At 66.5% G+C, this 22,065-nt stretch carries 23 protein-coding genes; 9 read left to right on the forward strand and 14 right to left on the reverse strand.

Annotated features, from left to right (window positions below; translation table 11 throughout):
• Positions 1 to 159 precede the first annotated feature (159 nt).
• A complete protein-coding gene (gene ndk / locus VNC39_RS03390) occupies positions 160 to 582 on the forward strand; it encodes a nucleoside-diphosphate kinase (protein WP_325396168.1) in 423 nt (140 codons plus the stop codon).
• A 200-nt stretch (positions 583 to 782) separates the two neighbouring features.
• Here the strand turns inward: ndk and glmU are convergent, their stop codons facing one another.
• From glmU to VNC39_RS03415, 5 genes are read right to left on the reverse strand one after another with little or no spacing between them, the layout of a single operon-like run.
• Entirely contained in the window at positions 783 to 2,069 is a 1,287-nt protein-coding gene (gene glmU / locus VNC39_RS03395) for a bifunctional UDP-N-acetylglucosamine diphosphorylase/glucosamine-1-phosphate N-acetyltransferase GlmU (protein ID WP_325396170.1), read from the reverse strand.
• Positions 2,069 to 2,389, reverse strand: coding sequence for an NIPSNAP family protein (locus tag VNC39_RS03400; RefSeq protein WP_325396172.1), 321 nt, complete (start codon positions 2,387 to 2,389; stop codon positions 2,069 to 2,071). Before VNC39_RS03400 ends, glmU begins: the two co-directional genes overlap by 1 nt.
• A 40-nt stretch (positions 2,390 to 2,429) precedes the next feature.
• The gene (locus VNC39_RS03405; protein ID WP_325396174.1) at positions 2,430 to 3,314 is read right to left on the reverse strand and encodes a prephenate/arogenate dehydrogenase family protein; all 885 of its coding nucleotides are present in this window, start codon (positions 3,312 to 3,314) and stop codon (positions 2,430 to 2,432) included.
• Positions 3,307 to 4,392, reverse strand: a complete 1,086-nt coding sequence (hisC, locus tag VNC39_RS03410) for a histidinol-phosphate transaminase (RefSeq protein WP_325396176.1) — start codon at positions 4,390 to 4,392, stop codon at positions 3,307 to 3,309. Before hisC ends, VNC39_RS03405 begins: the two co-directional genes overlap by 8 nt.
• Positions 4,389 to 5,255 carry a chorismate mutase gene (locus tag VNC39_RS03415; RefSeq protein ID WP_325396178.1) on the reverse strand — a complete coding sequence of 289 codons (867 nt, stop codon included), beginning with the start codon at positions 5,253 to 5,255 and terminating at the stop codon, positions 4,389 to 4,391. Before VNC39_RS03415 ends, hisC begins: the two co-directional genes overlap by 4 nt.
• Positions 5,256 to 5,422: 167 nt before the next feature.
• Between VNC39_RS03415 and metX the strand changes: the two genes are divergently transcribed.
• On the forward strand, positions 5,423 to 6,565 hold the full coding sequence (gene metX / locus VNC39_RS03420; RefSeq protein WP_325396212.1) for a homoserine O-acetyltransferase MetX: 1,143 nt from the start codon (positions 5,423 to 5,425) through the stop codon (positions 6,563 to 6,565).
• A 14-nt stretch (positions 6,566 to 6,579) separates the two neighbouring features.
• Positions 6,580 to 7,179, forward strand: a complete 600-nt coding sequence (gene metW / locus VNC39_RS03425; protein ID WP_325396180.1) for a methionine biosynthesis protein MetW — start codon at positions 6,580 to 6,582, stop codon at positions 7,177 to 7,179.
• Positions 7,180 to 7,300: 121 nt separating this feature from the next.
• Here the strand turns inward: metW and VNC39_RS03430 are convergent, their stop codons facing one another.
• The 6 genes from VNC39_RS03430 to hemC form a co-directional block, all read right to left on the reverse strand.
• Positions 7,301 to 7,954 carry a MotA/TolQ/ExbB proton channel family protein gene (locus VNC39_RS03430; RefSeq protein ID WP_325396182.1) on the reverse strand — a complete coding sequence of 218 codons (654 nt, stop codon included), beginning with the start codon at positions 7,952 to 7,954 and terminating at the stop codon, positions 7,301 to 7,303.
• Positions 7,955 to 8,074: 120 nt separating this feature from the next.
• Positions 8,075 to 8,869, reverse strand: a complete 795-nt coding sequence (locus VNC39_RS03435; RefSeq protein ID WP_325396214.1) for an energy transducer TonB family protein — start codon at positions 8,867 to 8,869, stop codon at positions 8,075 to 8,077.
• 55 nt (positions 8,870 to 8,924) lie between these two features.
• Complete coding sequence (locus VNC39_RS03440) at positions 8,925 to 10,139, reverse strand: heme biosynthesis HemY N-terminal domain-containing protein (protein ID WP_325396184.1); 1,215 nt, start codon at positions 10,137 to 10,139, stop codon at positions 8,925 to 8,927.
• 3 nt (positions 10,140 to 10,142) lie between these two features.
• Positions 10,143 to 11,012 (reverse strand): hypothetical protein, encoded by an 870-nt coding sequence (locus VNC39_RS03445; protein WP_325396186.1) that lies wholly within the window; start codon positions 11,010 to 11,012, stop codon positions 10,143 to 10,145.
• Positions 11,012 to 11,677 (reverse strand): uroporphyrinogen-III synthase, encoded by a 666-nt coding sequence (locus tag VNC39_RS03450; protein ID WP_325396188.1) that lies wholly within the window; start codon positions 11,675 to 11,677, stop codon positions 11,012 to 11,014. The genes VNC39_RS03445 and VNC39_RS03450 overlap by 1 nt, the downstream gene beginning before the upstream one ends.
• On the reverse strand, positions 11,674 to 12,663 hold the full coding sequence (gene hemC, locus VNC39_RS03455) for a hydroxymethylbilane synthase (RefSeq protein ID WP_325396190.1): 990 nt from the start codon (positions 12,661 to 12,663) through the stop codon (positions 11,674 to 11,676). The genes VNC39_RS03450 and hemC overlap by 4 nt, the downstream gene beginning before the upstream one ends.
• Before the next feature lie 23 nt (positions 12,664 to 12,686).
• Between hemC and tsaD the strand changes: the two genes are divergently transcribed.
• The 4 genes from tsaD to VNC39_RS03475 all read left to right on the forward strand — a co-directional run bounded on the left by tsaD (position 12,687) and on the right by VNC39_RS03475 (position 17,135).
• Positions 12,687 to 13,739: a tRNA (adenosine(37)-N6)-threonylcarbamoyltransferase complex transferase subunit TsaD gene (gene tsaD, locus VNC39_RS03460; protein ID WP_325396192.1), complete on the forward strand. Its 1,053-nt coding sequence runs from the start codon at positions 12,687 to 12,689 to the stop codon at positions 13,737 to 13,739.
• The gene (locus VNC39_RS03465; RefSeq protein WP_325396194.1) at positions 13,736 to 14,548 is read left to right on the forward strand and encodes a 23S rRNA (adenine(2030)-N(6))-methyltransferase RlmJ; all 813 of its coding nucleotides are present in this window, start codon (positions 13,736 to 13,738) and stop codon (positions 14,546 to 14,548) included. The genes tsaD and VNC39_RS03465 overlap by 4 nt, the downstream gene beginning before the upstream one ends.
• Positions 14,541 to 15,506, forward strand: coding sequence for an NAD(P)H-dependent glycerol-3-phosphate dehydrogenase (locus tag VNC39_RS03470; protein WP_325396196.1), 966 nt, complete (start codon positions 14,541 to 14,543; stop codon positions 15,504 to 15,506). The genes VNC39_RS03465 and VNC39_RS03470 overlap by 8 nt, the downstream gene beginning before the upstream one ends.
• A 171-nt stretch (positions 15,507 to 15,677) precedes the next feature.
• Positions 15,678 to 17,135: a glycosyltransferase family 39 protein gene (locus VNC39_RS03475; protein WP_325396198.1), complete on the forward strand. Its 1,458-nt coding sequence runs from the start codon at positions 15,678 to 15,680 to the stop codon at positions 17,133 to 17,135.
• Here the strand turns inward: VNC39_RS03475 and VNC39_RS03480 are convergent.
• From VNC39_RS03480 to VNC39_RS03490, 3 genes are all read right to left on the reverse strand, one after another.
• Positions 17,064 to 17,477 (reverse strand): DUF4149 domain-containing protein, encoded by a 414-nt coding sequence (locus tag VNC39_RS03480; protein ID WP_325396200.1) that lies wholly within the window; start codon positions 17,475 to 17,477, stop codon positions 17,064 to 17,066. The two genes, VNC39_RS03475 and VNC39_RS03480, sit on opposite strands and share 72 nt — an antisense overlap.
• On the reverse strand, positions 17,477 to 18,769 hold the full coding sequence (gene ahcY, locus VNC39_RS03485; RefSeq protein WP_325396202.1) for an adenosylhomocysteinase: 1,293 nt from the start codon (positions 18,767 to 18,769) through the stop codon (positions 17,477 to 17,479). The genes VNC39_RS03480 and ahcY overlap by 1 nt, the downstream gene beginning before the upstream one ends.
• 62 nt (positions 18,770 to 18,831) lie before the next feature.
• Positions 18,832 to 19,305, reverse strand: coding sequence for a copper chaperone PCu(A)C (locus VNC39_RS03490; protein ID WP_325396204.1), 474 nt, complete (start codon positions 19,303 to 19,305; stop codon positions 18,832 to 18,834).
• A gap of 126 nt (positions 19,306 to 19,431) precedes the next feature.
• On the opposite strand from VNC39_RS03490, the gene VNC39_RS03495 reads away from it, so the two are divergent.
• Complete coding sequence (locus tag VNC39_RS03495; protein WP_408840118.1) at positions 19,432 to 19,854, forward strand: dihydroneopterin aldolase; 423 nt, start codon at positions 19,432 to 19,434, stop codon at positions 19,852 to 19,854.
• 193 nt (positions 19,855 to 20,047) lie between these two features.
• Positions 20,048 to 21,925 (forward strand): excinuclease ABC subunit UvrC, encoded by a 1,878-nt coding sequence (gene uvrC / locus VNC39_RS03500; RefSeq protein ID WP_325396208.1) that lies wholly within the window; start codon positions 20,048 to 20,050, stop codon positions 21,923 to 21,925.
• The last annotated feature ends 140 nt before the right edge of the window (positions 21,926 to 22,065 follow it).

The raw sequence follows: 22,065 nt of genomic DNA on the forward strand, positions 1-22,065 counted from the left end.
GCCAACACCCACGGCCCAGCATAACAAAAGTTTTTGCGCCGCTTTTTTCAAAAAGCGGCTGCTTTCCTCTCTTTGCGCCGCCGCACCCTTGCCCGCCCCGGCGCGTCCCGCTATTGCCCGCGCAGTTTCACGACTGATTTCACAAAAAGCGAGACAATCATGGCCATTGAACGCACCCTCTCCATCATCAAGCCCGACGCCACGCGCCGCAACCTCACAGGCAAGATCAACGCCAAGTTCGAAGAGGCCGGGCTGACCATCGTCGCCGCGCGCCGCGTGCAGTTGAGCCGGGCCCAGGCCGAGGCGTTCTACGCCGTGCACGCCGCCCGCCCCTTCTTCAAGGACCTGGTCGAGTTCATGATCTCCGGCCCGGTCGTCGCGCAGGTGCTGCAGGGCGAGAACGCCGTGCTGAAGAACCGCGACATCATGGGCGCCACCGACCCGAAGAAGGCCGCCGCCGGCACCATCCGCGCCGAATTCGCTGAATCGATCGAAGCCAACTCCGTGCACGGCTCCGACGCCCCGGAAGCCGCGGTGCAGGAAATCGCGTTCTTCTTCGCCGGCATCGACATCGTCGGTTAAGGAAGAAAGCAGGCGCTTTTTGAAAAAAGCGCCGCAAAAACTTTTGTTTACGCTGGGCGGAGGGGCTGAAGGTTCCGGCGGTGCGTAGCACCGTTGGAATAGCCCCGGAGGGCATGGGCTGCGTCGGCGACAACGCCTATGGCCCAGCATAACAAAGTTTTTTTGCTACTTTTTGTTCACAAAAAGTAGCGCTCCCTTCCTTAATTCTTCCGCTTTTCCTTGTTCGTCTGCCGCGCCCGGCCGATAGCCAGGTTTTCAGGCGGAACATCCTCGGTAATCACCGAGCCGGCGGCGATCAGCGCGCCGTCTCCCACGTTCACCGGCGCCACCAGGGCGGTATTCGACCCGACGAACGCTTTCGCGCCGATGATGGTGCGGTGTTTGTGCTTGCCATCGTAATTGCAGGTGATGGTGCCGGCGCCGATATTCGTGCCCGGTCCGATCTCGGCATCGCCGATATAGGTGAGATGGTTGGCCTTGGCCCCCGCCCCCAGCTTCGCGGCCTTGATTTCCACGAAATTGCCGACATGCGCCTGCGGCCCGATCTCCGCGCCCGGCCGCAGCCGCGCATAGGGCCCGAGCACCGCGCCCTCGCCGACCACGCAATCCTCAAGATGCGAGAACGCCTTGATCTCCACGCCCGCGGCGATTTTCACGCCCGGCCCGAACACCACGTAAGGGCCGATGCTCACATCAGGCCCCAACTCGGTGTCAGCCGAGAAGAACACGGTGTCAGGGGCGAGCATGGCCACGCCGGCCTCCAGCGCGGCACGGCGCAGGCGCCGTTGCAGCGCGGCCTCGGCGTCCGCCAGCTCGGCGCGCGAATTCACGCCCATGCATTCCTCATAAGGCGCGTCATAGGCCGCCACCTTCACGCCCTCGGCGCGGGCGATGGCGACGATGTCGGTGAGGTAGAACTCACCTTTGGCATTGTCCGGCCGCACCGCGCCCAGCCAGCGGCGCATGTCGTCGGCCGCCGCGATCAGCCCACCGGCATTGCACAAAGTGATGGCGCGTTCTTCCGGCGTGGCGTCGGCATATTCGACGATGCGCGACACATAACCCTCTTCCGTCACCAGCCTGCCGTATTTGCCCGGCTCGGGCGGCGTCATCGCCAGCAGCACCAGCCCGGCATCGCCGGCCCGCAGGCGCTGCACCAGAGCGCGCATGGTCTCCGGCGAGACCAGCGGGTTGTCGGCGTAGAACACCGCCACCACCCCCTCGCCAAATTTCTGCTCGGCCTGCAGCGCGGCATGGGCTGTACCCAGGCGTACGGCCTGCACGACAGTCTCGTGCGGCGCGGCGATGGCTTCCAGCGCCTCCATGCCCGGCCCCACGACCACCACGCTGCGGTCGAACACCTGCGTGGTCGCCGCCAGAAGATGGCCCAGCATCGGCCTCCCGGCCAGCCTGTGCGCGGCTTTCGGCAACGCGGATTTCATCCGCGTGCCGAGCCCCGCCGCAATGATGACAGCGGTATTCTGCATCAGCCCTTCGTGAAGAATGGCGTCGGAGCCAGAATGGAGTTTTCCTGCTCGGTGAAGGCGCCGAGCTCCTTGGCCTTGGCCATGAACGCCTTCCAGGCCGGATCCTGCGCCATGGCCGAGCGGCGCGCCTCACGGTCGGCCTGGCTCTCATACTGCCAAAGATGCACCACCTGGTGCAGCTTGCCCTCGACGCTGGTGTACCAGCCGATGCAATTGCCGAGATATTTCTTCTGGAGCGGCCAGGCTTCCTTCTCATACAGCGCGACCCAATCGGCCATCATGCCGGGGCGGAAGCTGTAGGTGCGCATGTCAACGATCATGAAAGTCTCCTTGGTGGTGGTTGTTTAGGCCGTTATTGCGCTAGGCCTGCTTCAGATCGATCAGGCTGCGCCGGATTTTCCGGCTGCGGTTGATCTTGTCTTCGATGTAGCCGGTGTCGCCCCAGCGCACCGCGCGCGCCATGGCCTGCGCATCCTCGGAGAAGCGCGCGAGCATCTCCAGCAGCGCCTCCTTGTTGTTAAGGAAAATGTCACGCCACATCACCGGGTCGGACGCGGCGATGCGGGTGAAATCGCGGAAGCCGGAGGCGGCGAATTGCAGCACCTCCTGCTTGGTCTCGTCGGCCAGATCGTCCGCCGTGCCGCAAATGGTGAAGGCCAGCAGATGCGGCAGATGGCTGACGATCGCCAGCACCCGGTCGTGATGCGGCGCGTCCATCCGCGCGGTGCGCGCGCCAAGCCCGTGCCACAACGCCTCGATCTTCAGCACCGAAGCCTCGTCGGTGGTGGCGGCCGGGGTGAGCAGGCACCAGCGGCCCTGGAACAAATCCGCCATGCCGGCATCGGGGCCGGAAAATTCCGTCCCGGCGATGGGATGCGCCGGCACGAAGGCAACATCTGGCGGCACCAAAGGCGCGACATCGCGCATCACCGATTGCTTGGTGGAGCCGACATCGGACAGGATCGTGCCCGGCCGCAGCGCCGGAGCGATGGCGGCGGCGACCGATGCCAGCGTGCCGACCGGCGTGCAGAGGATCACCCCGTCAGCCTGCGCCACCGCCCGCGCCGGATCGCTCTCATATTCATCGCCGAGGCCCAGCTCGGCGGCGCGGGCCAGCGCCTGCGGGCTGGCATCGCAAATCACGATCTGCCGCGCGAGGCCATATTCTTTCGCGCCGCGGGCGATGGAGCTGCCGATCAAACCGATGCCGATCAACGCCAGGCGCTGGAAAACCGGTTCAGCCATGAACAAACGCGCTCAACCGCTCGGCCACGAGGTTGCACTCCTCATCGGTGCCGATGGTGATGCGCAGGCATGAGGGCAAGCCGTAGGATTTCACATGGCGTACAATGATGCCGATCTCCCGCAGGAACCTGTCGGCTGCCGCGGCACGCTCGGTGCTGCCGAATTCCACGAGCAGAAAATTCGCCTCGGACGGATAGACCTTGAGCCCGGCCTGGGACAGCCGCGCGGCCAAACGCCGCTTCGCCTGGGTGTTGTGCGCGCGGCTCGTCTCCAGCCAGGCCGGATCGGCTAGCACGGCCATCGCCGCCGCCGCCGTGGTGGAGCTGACATTGAACGGCGGACGCATGCGGTTCAGCACGTCGATGATGGCAGGCGGCGCATAGGCCCAGCCGAGCCGCGCCCCGCCCAGGCCGAAGATCTTCGAAAAGGTGCGGGTCATCACGGTGTTTTCGCCGGCATCGACCAGCCTCACGCCGGGGTCGAAATCCTCGCGGTCGACATATTCGCAATACGCGGCGTCGATCACCAGCAGCACATCCTCCGGCAATCCGGCGCGCAGGCGCTGCATCTCGCTTTCCGTCAGGATCGTGCCGGCGGGGTTGCTCGGGTTGGTGACGAACACCATTCGCGTCGCCGGCGTAACCAGCGCCAGGAGCGCATCGACATCGACCGTGAGATCCGTCTCCGGCGCCTTGAGCACGGTGCAGCCGGTCAGCTTGCCGGCGATCTCGTACATCAGGAAGCCATGCGCGCTCATGATCAGCTCGGCGCCGGGCCCGCCATAGGCCTGGACCAGCAGCACCAGCAATTCGTCGGAGCCGTTGCCGCAGATGATCTGCGCCGGGTTGAGGCCAAACGCTTCGCCGATCGCGGCGCGCAGTTTGGCACTGCCGCCATCCGGATAGCGGTGCATGGTCAGCGCCTCTTCGGCGATCGCCTTGAGCGAGACCGGCGCCGGGCCGAACGCGCCTTCATTGGAAGAAAGTTTGATGACTTTATCGAAGCCGGGCAGCTTCGACTCTCCGCCGACATAGGAAGCGACCGAATAGATTTCCGGACGCGGCCGCGGCGCGCTCACGCCAAATCGTCCAGCGGCGCGGCGTAGCCGCCGATCACCACGGCCGGTGTCTCCAGCCCGGCGATCGCCGCCAGCCGCAGGTCGTCATCCTCGACCAGCCCCTCGACCTCCACCAGCGCGCGCAGGCGCGATTCGTGCGGCGCGCGGCGCACCCACACCGCCCCCGGCGCGAACCCGGCTTGGCTGAACAAGGAGCCGATCCGCGTGCGCGAGGTATCGGCCGCGAATTCGCAAACGATCAGGCCGCGGTCATCGCCACTCGGGTCCGGGCGGACCGCCGCAACCACATAAGCCTCGCCGAGCGGCGCACCTTCGAATCGCCGGCTCAGGAACGGCAATTTGGCGATCACGAACAAACGATGCACGCCGGTGCCGGTGAGCAGCGGCCACCAGCCGCCCGGCTCGTCATCCTCGGAGGGCGGCGGCAGCACGGCGAGCTGCGCGGCCTCGCGCAGATCTGCCAGCGTCTGCGCCGGGTTATGGTGGCTCCGGCTGGGCGTGTAAGGGCCGAAATGCTCGCGCGCCAGGGCCAGACGGTCATCGCCGTCGCACACCGCCACCACCTGGCCGCCCTCGATGATCAAAGCGGCCCCGAACATCTCCCGCCAAAAACGGATGATCGCCTGCCGGGGCAGCGCGCCCTCGTGCCGCTCCAGCAGCCGGCGCAGAATGATCGCCTCGCGGCCGGGGCGGATCTTCGTGCCGGTTTTGCCGCCGTCACGCGCCACGCTCTCCACGACCTTGGCGCGGCGCATCAGCAGGTCGTGAATCTGGTTGTCGATTGCATCCAATTCTGCCCGCAACCGGCTCAACGCGTCCGGGGCGGGGGCAGAGGTCGGTGCGGGGATGGAGGCAGGGGTCAAGGGAACATTCATCGCGGGGTTTGATAACCCAGTTTCCGCACAACCGCCAAGCAGGGCGCTCCGATTATCCCATGCCAGCGCCAAATGGCCATGAGCATGGCTGGTCTCTCCTCGCAGGCCCCGCCACGGATTGCATCACCCACGGCTCCGGCGCATATCGGCCTTCAATGGACCAGAGTGCCGCCCAAACCGAGCCGCAGCACGACAGCGTCACCTTCCCTGAAGGCCTGACGCTCGATTGCGGCCGCCAGTTGCAAACCCTGACCGTCGCCTATCGCTGCTATGGCACGTTGAACGCGACGCGCCGCAACGCGATCCTGATCTGCCATGCCCTCACGGGCGACCAGTATGTCGCCGAACGGAATCCGGTGACCGGCAAGCCTGGCTGGTGGGAGCGTGTGGTCGGTCCGGGGCGGCCGGTCGACACGGACAAATTCTTCGTCATCTGCGCCAATGTGCTGGGTGGCTGCATGGGCAGCACCGGCCCAAGCAGCCCGCACGACGACAACCCGGCCGAGCCCTGGGGCAAGGATTTCCCGCCGGTGACCATCCACGACATGGTGCGGGCGCAAAAGCGCCTCATCGACCATCTCGGCATCGAAAAATTATTCGCCGTGGTCGGCGGCTCGATGGGCGGCATGCAGGCGCTCTCCTGGGCGGCGCAATACCCGGATGCGGTGTTCGCCGCCGTGCCGGTGGCGACCGCGCCTTATCATTCCGCGCAGAACATCGCCTTCCATGAAATCGGCCGCCAGGCGATCGCCGGCGACCCCAATTTCCATGCCGGCCGCTATTGGGCCCATGGCGTGACGCCGGAGCGCGGCCTGGCGGTGGCGCGCATGACCGCGCACATCACCTATGTTTCAGAAGCCGCCCTCACCCGCAAATTCGGCCGCAAGCTGCAGGATGCGGCGGAGCTTTCCTCCCTCGGCGACCGTTTCGAAGTGGAAAGCTACCTGCAATATCAGGGCTCCAGCTTCGTCCGCCGCTTCGATGCGAATTCCTATCTCACCATCACCCGCGCCATGGATCTGTTCGACCTCGCCGCCGATCATGGCGGCGTGCTGGCCAACGCCTTCGCCGGCAGCAAAACCCGCTTTCTGCTGGTCTCCTTCAGTTCGGACTGGCTGTTCCCCACCGCACAATCCCGCCTCATGGCGCGCGCGCTCAACCATGTCGCCGCCAATGTCTCCTTCCTGGAAGTCATCTCCGACAAGGGCCATGACGCGTTCCTGCTCGACGAGCCGGATTTTCACCGCAGCCTGGGCGGTTTCCTCACCGGCTGCGCGGAGCATGCCGGCCTGAAATGAGCGGGAACAAGAAAATGCGCGTCGACCTGGCACTGATCGCCGGCATGATCGCGCCGAAAACACGGGTGCTGGACATTGGTTGCTCCGACGGCGCGTTGATCGAACATCTGTTCCGCACCAAGCAATGCGACGCGCGCGGGCTGGACCTCGACATGGGCGCGGTGACCCAGGCGGTGACGCGCGGCCTGCCGGCGATGCAGGGCGACGCCGACACCGACCTCACCGCCTATCCGGACAACGCCTTCGACTATGTGGTGCTGTCCCGCACCCTGCAGGCGGTGGAACAGCCGCGCGAAGTGCTGCGCCAGATGCTGCGCATCGGCACGCACGCCATCGTCAGCTTTCCGAATTTCGGCCACTGGACCCTGCGCATGCAATTGCTGCTGACCGGCCGCGCGCCGATGACCTCGACCTGGAACCGCCCCTGGTACGAGACCCCGAACATCCACCCCTGCTCGATCAGCGATTTCTTCGCGCTGTGCGAAACCGACGGCTACAAGGTCGAGGAATGGCTGGCCGTGGACGAGGCCGGAGCGCTCACCCCGTGGCGGCGCTCGCAAATGCTGGCCAACCTGTTCGGCGGACAGGGGTTGTTTCTACTGCGCAAGGCGTGAGCACAGACAACGGAAAGTAAGCGCTACTTTTTGTTAGTTCAGCCCGTGCCGTTTCAATGCCACAGGCCCAGCATAACAAAAATTTTTGCGCCGCTTTTTTTAAAAAACGGCTGCTTTCTTTCTAAGCTCCGACCCGCGACACGGAAGGGCGCTGCGTCGCCGCGCCGAGGCCTTTGCCGTGGACGCGGTTGATCAGGATCAGCTTGATCAGTTCCAGCTGATGCATGATGCGCCGGGTGAGATTGTTGAAATAATTCACGAAATACACGGCGATGATGGCGATCAGCAGGCCGGCGCCGGTGGAGACCAGCGCGTCGGCGATGCCGCCGGTGACCTTGGTCGCGCCGCCATTCACCGACAGCACATTGAACGCCTGGACCATGCCGATGATGGTGCCGAACAGGCCGAGCAGCGGGGCGATGGTGACCGCGGTGTCGAGCACCCAGAGCAGACGGCTGATCTTCGGCGTTGCCGCCATGATCTCCTCCTCGAGATGCATCTCCATCGCCTCGGCGGTCTCGCCGCGCGAGACGATCGCCGTGGCGACCAGACGGCCTTGCAGCGTGTTAGCCGTATCGTCGGCGATCGCCTGCAGGCCGGCAATGTTCTGATAGGCCACCCGGCGCAGGCGGTTATGAATGTCGTGGCCCTCGCGCAGGATCTTTTTCAGCAGATAGAACCGCTCGATGGCCACCGCGAGGGTAATGACCAGCAACAGCGGCATGACCGCGAGCAGCCCCCCGGTGAGAACGACCAGCCTGCCGAATTCCTGCATAAAGCTCACCTCCTGACGTCATAAGGCTGCGACTGAGGCGCCGCCTCGATCAGTGAAGCCGTATAAATGGCTGATGGGAATGTAGAACAGCGCGGCGCTCTGTGCGAGGCCCTCCGGCAATCATTGGCCACCGCCCGCCTGGATTCTGATCGGCACCAGAAACGCATGCGCCTGGTCCGGCATATCATGGTTGAACGGCGGCAATTGCGCGTCTCTCGCATGTTCCAAAGCTGTCGAGTCGATGACCGGCACGCCGCTCGATTTGTCCACGCGGGCGGAAAGGATCTTGCCGCTGGGCGCCACGACAATCTCGATCACCGCTGTGCCGGAAAGGCCCATCTCCGCCAGGGCGTCGGGCACGTTCTGGTTGGCCTGGATGATCTGATAAATCTGCTGGCCATAGACCGGAATGCCGCTGGTCGGCGCCGCGGGCGGCGTGGGGGCCGCCGGCGGCGCCGCCGGCGGAGGCTGATAAACCGGGTGCGGCGGCGCAACCGGCGAGGGCCGATGCAGCGGATGGGGCGCCGGCTTGGCACGCCGGACCGGCGGCGATGGTGGCGGCGGTGGCAACCGCTCGGTCGCCGCCGGAATATGGCTCGGTACCGGCGGCGGCTTCGGAATCACCGCCGGCACAGGTTTCGGCGGCGGCAAGGGCAGCGGCGGCACGATCGGCGCCGGCACGGGCTTGGGCGGCTGCACGGGTTTCGGCGGCGCGGGAGGGGCCGGTTTCGGCAGTTGCGCCAGCGTCACGTGGATCACCTGGATCGGCGGCGACGCGGGCTTGGGGCGGACGGACGTAAAAAGCCACACGCCGCAGGCGGTGATCGCGATGACCAGGAAAATGGCGATGAGCAAAGCCCGTGGCAGCCCTAACTCGCGCGGCTCCCAGGAACGAAATTCTGTTTCGGCGGGCATCGACGGCAAATCTCTGCTCCTTCGGCGCGGACGTCACCGACGCCGTCAAATCAGGTCAGGCGGGCGCGGCGTCGGGCTGCCTGGCGCGCCACGCCAACGTGCCAGGGCGCTGGCAATGCGGGCAAACCGGCGCCCAGTCGGCGCAGCGGGTGTGACACGCCTCGCACACCCAGGCAGACTCGCTGCCGGCCTGCGCCGGCTTGCCGTCAAGCCGCGCCAGGATATCGGCGGCGCGGCCGTCATCGCCCTGGGCGGCGAGCGCCGCTTCCGCATGGCGGCGCGCCTCGCCGGTCAGGCGCGCCGCCAAGGCGGTTTCGCCCAGGATCAGCTCGCTCTCGGGATGGCCGGGGCGTGCCGCCGCCAGCTCCGAGGCGGCCTGGGCGCGTTCCAGAGATGTCGCCAGCGGTTCCAGGTAGGAAGCGGCGATCAGCTTGTGCGGCGCCACCTTCCAGCCCGCGAGCAAGGCTTTTTTCGCGGCGCGCGGTTTGCCCGCCTGGCGCAGCGCGCTGGCATAGGCGACCACGGCCGGCGCCAGGCCGGGGGCCGCTTTCACCGCTTTTTTCGCATAGGCCAAAGCATGTTGCGGCGTGAGGCTGGCGCGCGCGGCGGCGACGGCAAAGGCGGCAATTTCCGCCGGATCGCGGGTCAGGCCCAGCGCCACCGGCCAATCCTGCCGGCGCACCGCCAGTTCCTTTTTCTGCTCCTGCAGCCAGGCGCTGCCCGGGTAAGCGCGCTCGGCCGCCAGCACATGGTCGCCTGCCGCCTCATGGTCCTGGACCGCGAGACTGTGGCGCAACAGGCCGCGATGGCCAAGAAACCCCATATCCTTGTCCTGGGCCAGCCGCCGGAACGCCTCCTGCGCCTGGTCGTGCAACCCGGCGAGGCGCGCGGTTTCCGCCGTCAGCAGCAGCACCAGCGGGGTGTCGCCCAGGCATTTGCGCGCCCGCCCGGCTTCAGCCCGGGCCGCGGCGACGTCACCGGCCGCCAGCGCGACCAGGCCGCGCTGCGTGGCCATTTCCCCCAGCCTCTGCCGCCGCCCGCCGCGCCAGGCCACCACCCCGCCCGGGGCGCGGCGGATGCCACCCAGCACGCGGAGCAGCGCGGTTAACAGCAAGGCGACCACGAACAAAATCAGCAGCGCCGCCGGGACCGAGGTTTCGATCCGGTAGGGGCCGGAAACGGCCGTGACATTGCCCGGCAGGCCACCGATCCACCAGGCCAGGACCAGCAGAACCGCCGCGATGATGATGAAGCGAACCGCGCGCCACATGGGTCAGGCCTGCCGCGCCATAGACGCCAGCGCGGCGCGCGCCGCCACCAGCGCCCGCGCCTGGGTCAGCCAGTCGCCCATCGCCGCCTGCGTGGTGGCGCTGAGCTGGTTCAACGCCGCTACCGCGCCGGCAAGGTCGCCCACATCGAGCAGCGTGCGGGCCTGGGCGACCGAAGCGGCGGCGGGCGCGCCGATCAGCACATGCGAGCCGGCGCTGACGGTGATGAAATTCTCCAGCCGCGCCCGCACCCTCGCCCAGACGCCGCCTTTCGTGTCGCCGGCAATGCTCGCCGCCTCCGCGGCGCGCGCGGCGGCGGGGAAGCCAAGCCGCAGCGATGCTTCCGTCGGCGGCGGCTGGGAGGCGAAAATGCTCAAGGCGGGCGGGGCGCCGGCAATGGGCCCAAGCGGCTGGCCGGCATCGAGCGCCATGCGCGCCGCCGCCAGCTGGGTCAGCAGCGTGATGCGCCTTGTGAGCTTGGTGAGGTCCACATTGTTGCTCTGCAGCGTGGTCAAGGCGCCGTGGTCGGTGGCCATCTGGCTCTGCACCGCGTTCAACTGCGCCGCCACATCGGCCAGCTTCACGGAAAGATCCGCCTGGGTGGCGATGCTGCCCGAGCCCGGCTGCGTCCGGATCGCCAGCGCGCGCAAATCGGCAACCTGCGTCTGCAGCACCGCAAGCTGCGTGGCGTTCGCCGCCTCCGCCTGGAGCCGCACCCATAAATAGCCTTCCCCGCCGGCAACCAGGAGAATCAATACGAGCAGCAGATAGGGCCAGCGCGAACGGCGCGCGGGGCGCGGCTTTGGCGCCGACACCGGCACCAAAGCTGCGGCCGGGACTGGCTCGGGAGAGGAAATCGTCTCGTTGTCGCTCATCACAATAACGCCATAAGGTCTGCTTCCGTGGGGGCTACAGCGACACGAATTGCCGCCCAGGGCAAGCCATCAAGCCCCGAAGCGACCGCCGGGCTGAGCGCGTAGGCCGTGACCGACGCGGTGTTGCACGGCCGCAGCCGGACGAAGGCACGGGCGGTTTCCGCCGAATAGAACAAGGCCGCGGGAATTTTCATCGCCGCCAGATCGGCTTCGATCGCCGGCGGCAAAAGGCGCAGCGGCCGCGCCGCGTAGACTTTCCGGCGCAGCACCGCGATTCCCGCCGCGTGCAATTGCCGGGCCAGGGCCATCCCCTGCCGCTCGCCGGCCGCCAGCAGATGCGTGCCGGGCAGGCGCCGCGCACAGACCAGGCGGAACAGATCCTGCGCATCGCCGGCAGCACTTTCCACACGGGAGAATCCCGCGGCGCGGGCGCGGTTCGCCGTGGCATCCCCGACGCAGAACATCGGCACGTCGCGCCATCTTTCCGGCAAGGCCGGAATCGCCTGGGCGCTGGTGATGATCAGCGCGCCGGCATGGTCCGGCAGGCGCGCGGGCAGCGACACGATCTCCAGGCAGGGTGCGAGCGCCGGCTCGTGCCCCATCGCCGCCAGCCGGCGGGCCGTGGCGCTCGCCCCCGGCTCGGGCCTGGTGACGAGGATTTTCACGGGGCGAAGATATCGTCCGGGCTGTCGGCCTTCAAAGACAGGCCCAGTTCCTGGCCCAGGATTTCGGCATCGGCGACGCTTCCGGTGGCGCTGCGCCGCAGCAGGAAACTGCCGTCGGCGCGGGCGACGAGCCCGGTGAGATGCAGGCGGTCATCATCCAGCAGCCGCGCGTACCCGCCGATCGGCGTCCGGCAGGAACCGTCCAGCGCGCCGAGCAGCGCACGCTCGGCGGTCGCCACCGCCTTCGCTTCGGGGTCCTCAATGGCGGCGAGCAGTTCGCGGAGTTCCACATCGTCGCTGCGCACGGTGATGCCGACAATGCCCTGGCAAGCGGACGGCACCATCTGTTCCGTGCTCAGCACCACGCTGGCTTTGTCGCCCAGGCCCAGGCGCCGCAGCCCGGCATAGGCGAGCAGCGTGGCGTCCAGCTCGCCCGCTTCGATCTTGGCCAGGCGGGTGCCGACATTGCCGCGCAGGAGCGCGAATTCCAGGTCGGGCCGCGCGTGCTTGAGCTGCGCCTGGCGGCGCACCGAGGCAGAGCCGATTCTGGCCCCCTTCTTCAGCACGGCGAACGGGTCGGCGGGGTCGGCGGGCGCGTGTCCCGGCGGCAGCACCAGAACGTCGCGCGCATCCTCGCGCTTGAGCGTGCAGGCGAGCGTGATGCCCGGCGGCAGCACGGTCTCGAGGTCCTTGAGGCTGTGCACGGCGAAATCGATCCGCCCCGCCGCCAGCGATTCGTGGATCTCCTTGGCGAACAGCCCTTTGCCGCCGATCTCGGCGAGCGCACGGTTCTGCACCGCATCGCCGGTGGTGACGATGATATGCTCCTCGAACACCGGCGGCATGTCGCGCAGCACCGGGCAAAATCTTTCGAGCAGACCAAGGAATGTGGCGGTCTGGGCGCGGGCGAGCGGCGAGCCGCGGGTGCCGACTTTCAGAGGCAACGGGCGGTGATGCGGCTTGATCGGGGGTGTTACAGTGCTCACAGGCATGCTCTAGAGCGAGCGACATGGAAAGAAAAGCAGCGCTGATTACAAGGCCGGTATTGGGCATCGAGAGTTCGTGCGACGAAACCGCCGCCGCGGTGCTGGCGCCGGACGGCGAGATCCTCGCCGAGCTGGTCCTGAGCCAGATCGCCGAACATGCCGTGTACGGCGGCGTTGTGCCGGAGATCGCGGCGCGCGCGCATCTTTCCGCCTTGCCGTCTCTGGTGCGGGAGGTGCTGCGCCGGGCCGGGCTCGGCTTCTCCGATCTTGCCGCCATCGCCGCCACGGCCGGGCCGGGGCTGATCGGCGGCCTGCTGGTGGGAACCGGCTATGCGCGCGGCGCCGCCATCGCCGCCGGCCTGCCCTATCTCGCCATCAACCATCTGGAAGCGCACGCGCTGACCGCCCGACTGCCGGGTTTGAGCGAACGCCAGCCGGAATTTCCCTATCTGCTGCTGCTGCTCTCCGGCGGGCATTGCCAGTGCGTGGCGGTGGAAGGCGTGGGCCGCCACCGCCTGCTCGGCGCGACACTGGATGACGCCGTGGGCGAAGCGTTCGACAAGACCGCCAAGCTGCTCGGCCTGCCTTATCCCGGCGGCCCGGCGCTGGAAGCCATCGCACGCGCCGGCGATCCGGCGCGTTATCCCCTGCCCCGGCCCCTGCTGCACCGGCCCGGGTGCGATTTTTCCTTCTCCGGCCTCAAAACCGCCGTGGCGCAGCTGGTCGCCGCACAGCCCCCCGGCCCGCTGCCGCAGAAGCTGGCCGCGGACATCGCCGCCAGCTTCCAGGCGGCGGTGACGGACATGCTCGCCGACCGGCTGGAACATGCTTTGGCGTTGCTGCCCGCGGCGAACACCATCATCGTCGCCGGCGGTGTCGCCGCCAATGACGCCATCCGCACCCGGCTCGGCGAGATCGCCGCACGGCGGGGCAAAACCCTCATCGCGCCGCCGCTGCGTTTATGCACCGACAATGCCGTGATGGTCGCCTGGGCCGGCATCGAGCGCCTGCGCGCCGGACTGGTGGACGAGATTTCCGCCCCCTGCCGGCCGCGCTGGCCGCTGGAGGCGCTGTGAACTACCGCCACGCCTTCCATGCCGGCAATTTCGCCGATGTGGTGAAGCACGCGCTCCTGCTGGAGCTGCTGCGCGCGATGCAGCGCAAGGACAAACCCTTCCTGGTGCTCGATACCCATGCCGGCATCGGGCGCTACGATCTCTCCTCCGGCCCCGCCGAAAAGACCGGGGAATGGCGCGACGGCATCGGCAAGCTCCTGACCGCACGGCCGGAACCGCTCGCGGATTATCTGGCCCTGGTGGAAAAACTCGGCCTGTATCCGGGCTCGCCTGCCATCATTGCCGCTTTGCTGCGCCCCGGCGACCGGCTGATCGCCTGCGAGCTGCATCCCGAGGACGCCGCCACGCTGAAACAGAATTTCCGCGGCGCCCTTGGCGTGGCCGTGCATGAGCGCGACGGCTACGAGGCGCTGCGGGCCTTCCTGCCGCCGCCCGAGCGGCGCGGCCTGATCCTGATCGACCCGCCTTTCGAGCGCCCGGACGAATTCGCGGCGCTGGAAAAATCCTTATGCGGGGCCTATGAGAAATTCCGCACCGGGGTGTTCGCGGTCTGGTATCCGGTTAAGCACCGCGCGCCCGTGCGGGAATTTTTCGAGCGCCTGAAAACCTCGAATTTGCGCGACGTCGTGGCCGCGGAATTTTTGCGCCGCCCCGCAATCGACCCGACGCGGCTGAACGGATGCGGCCTGCTGGTGGTGAATCCGCCCTATGGCTTCGTGCCCGCCGCGGAAACGATGCTGCAAGCGGTGCAGGATGTGCTCGGCGAGCCGGGCGCGAGCAGCTTGGTGGAAAGGCTGATCAATGAATAATAAAGGCGGGACAATCGGAGTGATCGGCGCGGGCGCCTGGGGCACCGCGCTGGCGGTGCTGCACGCGCGGGCCGGGCGCGAGGTGACGCTGTGGGCGCGCGATGCAAGACGCGCCTCCACCATGCTGATCTCGCGCCGCAACGACCGGCTGCCCGGCGTGGTCCTGCCCGACCGGCTGCGGATCAGCCAGCGCATCCCCGATGCCGATATTTTTCTCCTCACGGTGCCGATGCAGCATCTGCGCGCCACCCTGGCGCTGCTGCCGGCGAACGACGCCCCCGTGGTGCTGTGCTGCAAGGGGCTGGAGACCGGCACCGCCCTGTTGCCGCCGGAGATCGTCCAGAACCGACCCACGGCGATGCTGACCGGGCCGAATTTCGCCCACGAGATCGCCGCCCTTCTGCCCGCCGCCACGGTGCTGGCAACACCGGATGCCGATCTGCGCGCGCGGCTGACGGCGGCACTGAAGACCGACACGCTGCGCCTCTATGGCAGCGCCGACATCATGGGCGCGGCGCTGGGCGGGGCGGCGAAAAACGTCATCGCCATCGCCGCCGGGGTGGTGATCGGCGCCGGACTCGGCGAGAATGCCCGCGCCGCGCTCATCACCCGCGGCCTTGCCGAAATCGCCCGGCTCGCCGCCGCCCTGGGCGGGCGGGCGGAAACCGTTTCCGGCCTGTCCGGCCTCGGCGACCTGCTGCTCACCTGCACCGGCATCAGCAGCCGTAATTATTCGCTCGGCCTGGCGCTCGGCCAAGGCGAGAAGCTGGCCGACATTCTCGGCCGCCGCTCGAACGTGACCGAAGGCGTCGCCACCGCCCCCGCCCTTGTGGCGCGCGCCGCCACCCTGGGCGTGGATATGCCGCTCACCTGCGCGGTCACGAAATTGCTGGCGGAAGAGCGGAACGTCGCCCAGACGATGGCGGCGCTGATGGGGCGCGAACTGCGCGACGAATAAAAGGAAGTAAGCGCTACTTTTTGTGAACAAAAAGTAGCAAAAAAACTTTGTTATGCGGGGCCTTGGGCTTTGTCGCCGACACAGCCTCTGACCCAGCGTAAAAGAAGTTTTTGCGCCGCTTTTTTCAAAAAGCGGCTGCTTTCTTTTTACCTGCCTTCTAAATATCGTTTCATGAAAAAAACGATATTTCTGGTCTGCGCAGCGCTGCTGCTGACTTTGGCCGCGTATCTGCGCACGCCGGAATATGACGAGGCCTATTCGCTGTTTCTTACCGCCGGCCATGCCCGCCCGGCCTGGCCGGCGGGCATTTTCACGGCCGGGTCGGTGCGGTGGGCCTTCACCGGCCAAGCCGGGTTCGCCGCCATTGCCGCGAACCTGAAAAGCCTGGATGTGCATCCGCCGCTCTATTTCTGGGCGCTGGAATTATGGCGGCGCTGGGCCGGCCCCTCCTGGTTCGCGGCGCGGATGTTGTCGGTGGCGTTTTCGGTCGCTTCCCTGGCCCTGGTCGGGCGAATCGCGGCGCTGACGGCGCGGCCCGTTTTGCCTGCCATGGCGCTGACCTTGCTCAGCTACGGCTTCGCCTACACCGGAATCCTCGCCCGCAATTTCGCCCTGGCGCAATGTTTGGCGCTGTTGGGCGTGGCGCTGCTGCTCTCTGCCGCGCAGCGCCAGCACCGCACCCGCGCTCTGCTGGGCGGGCTGGCCCTGGGGGCGGCGAGCTTCACCCATTACCTCGCCTCGTTCATCGGCGTCGCCATGCTGCTTTGGCTGGCGCTGCGCCGCGACCGGCGTCTGGTGCTGCCGCAGGCCGCCGCCGGATTCGGGCTGTTTTTGCTTTGCGATCTGCCGTTTTTCCTCGCGCAACGCGCCGCCCGGCCCGGGCAGTTCGCCCCTTTCTCCTGGCCCCACGCGCTGCGCCTGCTGGTCCGGGACTTGGGGGCCGCCTTGTTCGGCGCACTGCCGCTTTATGCCGGCGCGGCCGGCCCCCTCGTCGCGCTGTTTTTGCTCCTGCTCTTCGCGGCCTGCGTCATGGCCGCGTGGAGACAGCGATCCGGCCCGCTCCTGCTCCTCGCCGTGGCGCCGCCGGCCGGGCTGCTGCTGCTCGGGCTGGTCTTTGGCAACACGCCGATCGAACTCCGCTATCTGGCCTTTTCGCTGCCCTTCCTCGCGCTGTTCCTGGCGCCGCTGCGGGGCCGTTTCCTCGCGCCCCTGCTGGCCGCGCAAAGCCTGGCCGTGGCCGGCCTGATGGCCGCGCCCGCGACCATGCAGCCCCAGGCGTTCGCCGCGCGCCTGGCCGCGCAGCAGCCGGGCGCGCTGGCGCTGGTGCCCTTCGGCAATGACGGGGTGGGCGTGCCCGGCCCGTTCATCGCCGCCGCCCCTGGCCGTCAACGGATCGAGATTTTACACGGTCCGCCGCCCGAACTCGGAGCGGAAAAGAAAATCGTGCTCGTCACGCCGGATGCCGACGCCGCCAGCCGCGCCATTGCCAGCGCAGCGCTGGCAATGCTGCGGAAAAATCCTTGCTTTGTGGAACAGGCGGCGACGCGCGCCGCCGCGCTATTTGCGGATCGCTGTGCGGACCAGCACCGCCAGGGCGATGATCATCTGTCCGCCATTGATCCAGACTGAGACCCGGTGCCCCGCATTGAACCCGGCGGTGTCGCCGGCCACGCGCAACGCATCCAGATGCGGGATGAACCACAGCCAGAGCCACAAAGTCACCACCAGAATCAGCAGCAACGCCAATACCGGCCCGACATCCCGCCGCAGCCAGTAGCCGATCAGCCCGACCAGAGCGGCGATGATCATGTAGCCATAATAGAAAGGAAAAGCGGTGCGGATGAACGGCCCGGCGATGTCCAGCGGTAGATGCGTGAACACCAGCGGGGCCATCACCGCGCCGAAAAACAACATCCCGCCAACCAGCGCGGCTAGGCCCAGGCTGGCGAGGATGTTGCCGGTTTGGCTCATCAGTAGCGGTACAGCTCGTGCTTGAACGGGCCGCTCTGCGACAGGCCGAGATACTCGGCCTGCTTGGTCGACAGCTTGGTCAGCGTGGCGCCGACCTTGGCGAGGTGCAGGGCAGCGACCTTCTCGTCGAGATGGCGCGGCAGCACGTAGACCTTGCGCTCATACTTGCCTTCCGGCGCGGTCCATAGCTCGATCTGCGCCAGAACCTGGTTGGTGAAGCTGGCCGACATCACGAAGCTCGGATGGCCGGTGGCGTTGCCGAGATTCACCAAGCGGCCCTCGGAGAGCACGATCAGGCGCTTGCCGTCGGGGAAGATGACCTCATCCACCTGCGGCTTCACGTTATCCCACTGGTAGTTGCGCAGGGACTCGATCTGAATTTCCGAGTCGAAATGCCCGATATTGCAGACGATGGCGCGGTGCTTCATCGCCCGCATATGGTCGATGGTGATGACGTCGACATTGCCGGTGGCCGTCACGAAGATGTCGCCACGCTTGGCGCCTTCTTCCATGGTCACGACCTCATAGCCTTCCATCGCCGCCTGCAGCGCGCAGATCGGGTCGATTTCGGTGACCAGCACGCGGCAGCCGGCATTGCGCAGGCTGGCGGCCGAGCCCTTGCCGACATCGCCGAAGCCGGCGACCACGGCGACCTTGCCGGACATCATCACGTCGGTGCCGCGGCGGATGCCGTCCACCAGGCTCTCGCGGCAGCCATACAGATTGTCGAACTTCGACTTGGTGACGGAATCGTTCACGTTGATCGCGGGAACCAGCAGGGTTCCGGCCTTCGCCATTTCCCAGAGCCGGTGCACGCCGGTCGTGGTCTCCTCGGAAATGCCGCGAATGTTCTTCAGCATCTCGGGATATTTCTCGTGCATCAGCTTGGTGACGTCGCCGCCGTCATCGAGGATCATGTTCGGGGTCCAGCCATCCGGACCGCGCAGGGTCTGCTCGATGCACCACCAGAATTCTTCTTCCGACATGCCCTTCCAGGCGAACACCGGCACGCCGGCCGCGGCGACCGCGGCGGCCGCCTGGTCCTGCGTCGAGAAAATGTTGCAGGAGGACCAGCGCACCGAAGCACCGAGCGCGGTCAAGGTCTCGATCAGCACCGCGGTCTGGATGGTCATGTGCAGGGAGCCGACGATACGCGCCCCGGCCAGCGGCTTGCTCTTGCCGAACTCGGCGCGCAGCGCCATCAGGCCCGGCATCTCGTCCTGGGCCATCTCGATCTCCTTGCGGCCCCATGCGGCCAAAGAGATGTCCTTGACCCTAAAATCCTGACTCATACCAATTCCTTTGCGGTGAATGCTGCCGTTCCCTTATTCGTTTGTCCGGTTTCTGCCAACTGTCAGGCGCCGGGCGGTGCCGAAGTGGCGCCATAGACGGGCGCGATCAGCAACAGTACCGACCCATCCTTGAAATGCAATGCGAATGGAATTTTCTGGCCCACCTTCAGCTTCGGCTGCATGCACATCAGATGGTAACCGCCCGCGGCGAAAGCGACGCTGCCATGCGCCGGCACAATGATGTCGGACACCATGCTCATGCTGGACGTGCCGCTCTCCTCCTGGCTCTGGTGCAGCATCAGGGACCCGCAATCGGGCGAGCTGGCGCCGGTCAGAATCGCCGTGCCGCTGCCGGTGTTCTGCAGCACCATATAGCCGGCGGCGGGCAGGTTCGGCAGCAAATAGCGGAACCAGGGATCGTGCGCATGCACGTCCGGCAGCGGCGGCTGGCCGACGGGCGAGGCAGCGTCGGCGAGGGAAGCCGCCGGCAACGCGGCCAGCATGACAGCCAAAACCAGATGACGAAGCTGGCGCATGATGCCCCTTTCACGATCGATGCGCCTTACCATAGCCTCCGCGCCGGCCCTGGCCAAACCCCCGCGCCGCGCCCGATTGCTGCGGTGCAGCTTGAACCGCGCGCGCACCCGGCGCAGAAACGGACCATGGAACACCCACGCTATGCCGACGCGGCGCGCGCCACGCGTCACATGTTCATCCGCGACCTGGTGCTGAACGCTTCGATCGGCGTGCACGCGCATGAACACGCTGCACCGCAACGCGTGCGCATCAATGTCGATCTGGCCGTCGCTGAGGAAGATCCGCGTTTGTCGCGCCCGGCGGTCGGCCAGGACGAGCTCAGCCGCGTGGTGGATTATGAAACGATCGTCAACCGCGTGCGCTTCATCGTTGCCGCCGGGCATGTCCAACTGGTGGAAACTCTGGCGGAACGGCTTTGCGAGGCCTGCCTGGCCGATCCACGCGTTCACACGGCCCGCGTGCGTGTGGAAAAGCTCGATATTTTCGCCGACGCCGCTGCCGCTGGCGTCGAAGTGGAACGCCGGAACCGGCAGTTGTCCACGCCCTAATTCCGCAACATATCAAGGCGTTTCCAGACGAAAGTATGACATTTAGATTACGGGAGTGTTACATTATTGTCGAGTAAAAACAATGGTTTAACTGGCAGTAACCGTAAATTTCCCCAGCCTATGCGTTTTGGCAGAATCCTGAAGAACAGCTTGGCAACGTCGCCCTGTCCACATAGTTATCCACAAGCGTCACATGACTGATTCCAAAGCTGAGTCCGGGCTGACGGGCGTCGACATTATCGAGCGGGCACTGACAACCATGCCGGGAAATCCCGGCGTGTACCGGATGCTCGATCCAAAAGGCGACGCGCTCTATGTCGGCAAGGCGCGCAATCTCAAAAAACGCGTGACCTCCTACACGCAGCTGGCGCGCCTGCCGGAACGGCTGCGCCGCATGGTGGCGGATACCGCCGCCATGGAGATCGTCACCACCCATACCGAGGCCGAGGCGCTGCTGCTCGAGGCCAATCTGATCAAGCGGCTGAAGCCGCGCTTCAACATTCTGCTGCGGGACGACAAATCCTATCCCTGGCTGATGCTGACGGAGGATCACCCGTTTCCGCAGATCGCCAAGCATCGCGGTGCGCAGACCCGCCAGGGCAGCTACTGGGGACCGTTCGCCTCGGCCTGGGCCGTCAGCCAGACGGTGCAGGCCTTGCAGCGCGTGTTCCTGCTCCGCACCTGCGCCGACACGGTGTTCGCCAACCGCACCCGGCCTTGCCTGCTCTATCAAATCAAGCGCTGCTCCGCCCCCTGCGTCGGCCGGATTTCCGAGGCCGACTATAAGCAGCTGGTCGACCAGGCGAAGGCTTTCCTGTCGGGAAAATCCGGCGCCGTACAGAAAGACCTCGCCGCCGCCATGGAGGCAGCGTCTCAAAATTTGGAATTCGAGCGTGCCGCTTCGATCCGCGATCGCATCCGCGGGCTCAGCCATGTCCAGGGCAGCGACGTCATCAACCCGGCCAGCCTGACCGACGCCGATGTCATCGCCTTGCACCAGGAGGCGGGGCAAAGCTGCGTGCAGGTGTTCTTCATTCGCGGCGGGCGCAATAACGGCAACCGCAGTTTCTATCCGGCCCAGGCCAAGGGCGACGAGGCCGGCGCGGTGATGGCCGCCTTCATCGCCCAGTTCTATGACGACAAGCCGCCGCCGGCGCTGATCCTGCTGAATCACGAGCCCGACGAAATGGCGCTGCTCGGCGAGGCGCTCTCGCTGAAGGCCGAGCGCAAGGTCACGCTGCTGGTGCCGCAACGGGGCGAGAAGCACGACGTGGTGCGCCACGCCGAAACCAACGCGCGCGAGGCGCTGGAGCGCAAGCTGGCGGAGAGCGCCGGCCAGGGCAAGCTGCTCGCCGCCGTGGCCGAATTGTTCGGCCTGCCCGAAACGCCAACGCGGATCGAGACCTACGACAACTCGCATATCATGGGCACGTCCGCCTATGGCGTGATGGTGGTGGCGGGGCCGGAGGGGTTCGACAAATCCGCCTACCGCAAATTCGGCATCAAATCCGTGCTCACCCCGGGCGACGATTTCGCGATGATGCGCGAAGTGCTGCAGCGCCGCTTCGGCCGGGCGCTGGCGGAAAACCCCGACCGCGACGATGCGAACTGGCCGGACCTGGTGCTGATCGACGGCGGCGCCGGGCAGCTTTCCGCCACGCAGGCGGTCATGGAGGAACTCGGCGTCGCCGACATCCCGCTGGTGGCCATCGCCAAGGGGCCCGACCGCGATGCCGGGCGGGAATGGTTCCACACGCCCGGCCGCGAGCCGTTCCAGCTCCCGCCGCGCGACCCGGTATTGTATTTCCTACAGCGCCTGCGCGACGAGGCGCACCGCTTCGCCATCACCACGCACCGCCATGCGCGCAGCAAAAAGCTGACGACTTCGGAACTGGACGATGTGCCCGGCATCGGCGCCGCGCGCAAAAAGGCGCTGCTGATGCATTTCGGCTCGGCGCGCGGCGTGAAAGGCGCGGGGCTGAAGGATTTGGAAGCGGTCGACGGCATCAACCGCGCCACCGCCCGCGCGGTCTATGCGCACTTCCATCCGGGCGTGCGGATGGAAGAATAAAAATCAGAAAGAAAGCGCTTCTTTTTGTGAACAAAAAGAAGCAAAAAAACTTTATTTATGCTGGGTCATGGGGCTTTGTCGGCGACAACGCCCCATGACCCAGCATAACCAAAAGTTTTTGCGCCGCTTTTTTCAAAAAG

Source organism: Acidocella sp. (assembly GCF_035535915.1).
Classification (GTDB): Bacteria; Pseudomonadota; Alphaproteobacteria; order Acetobacterales; family Acetobacteraceae; genus Acidocella.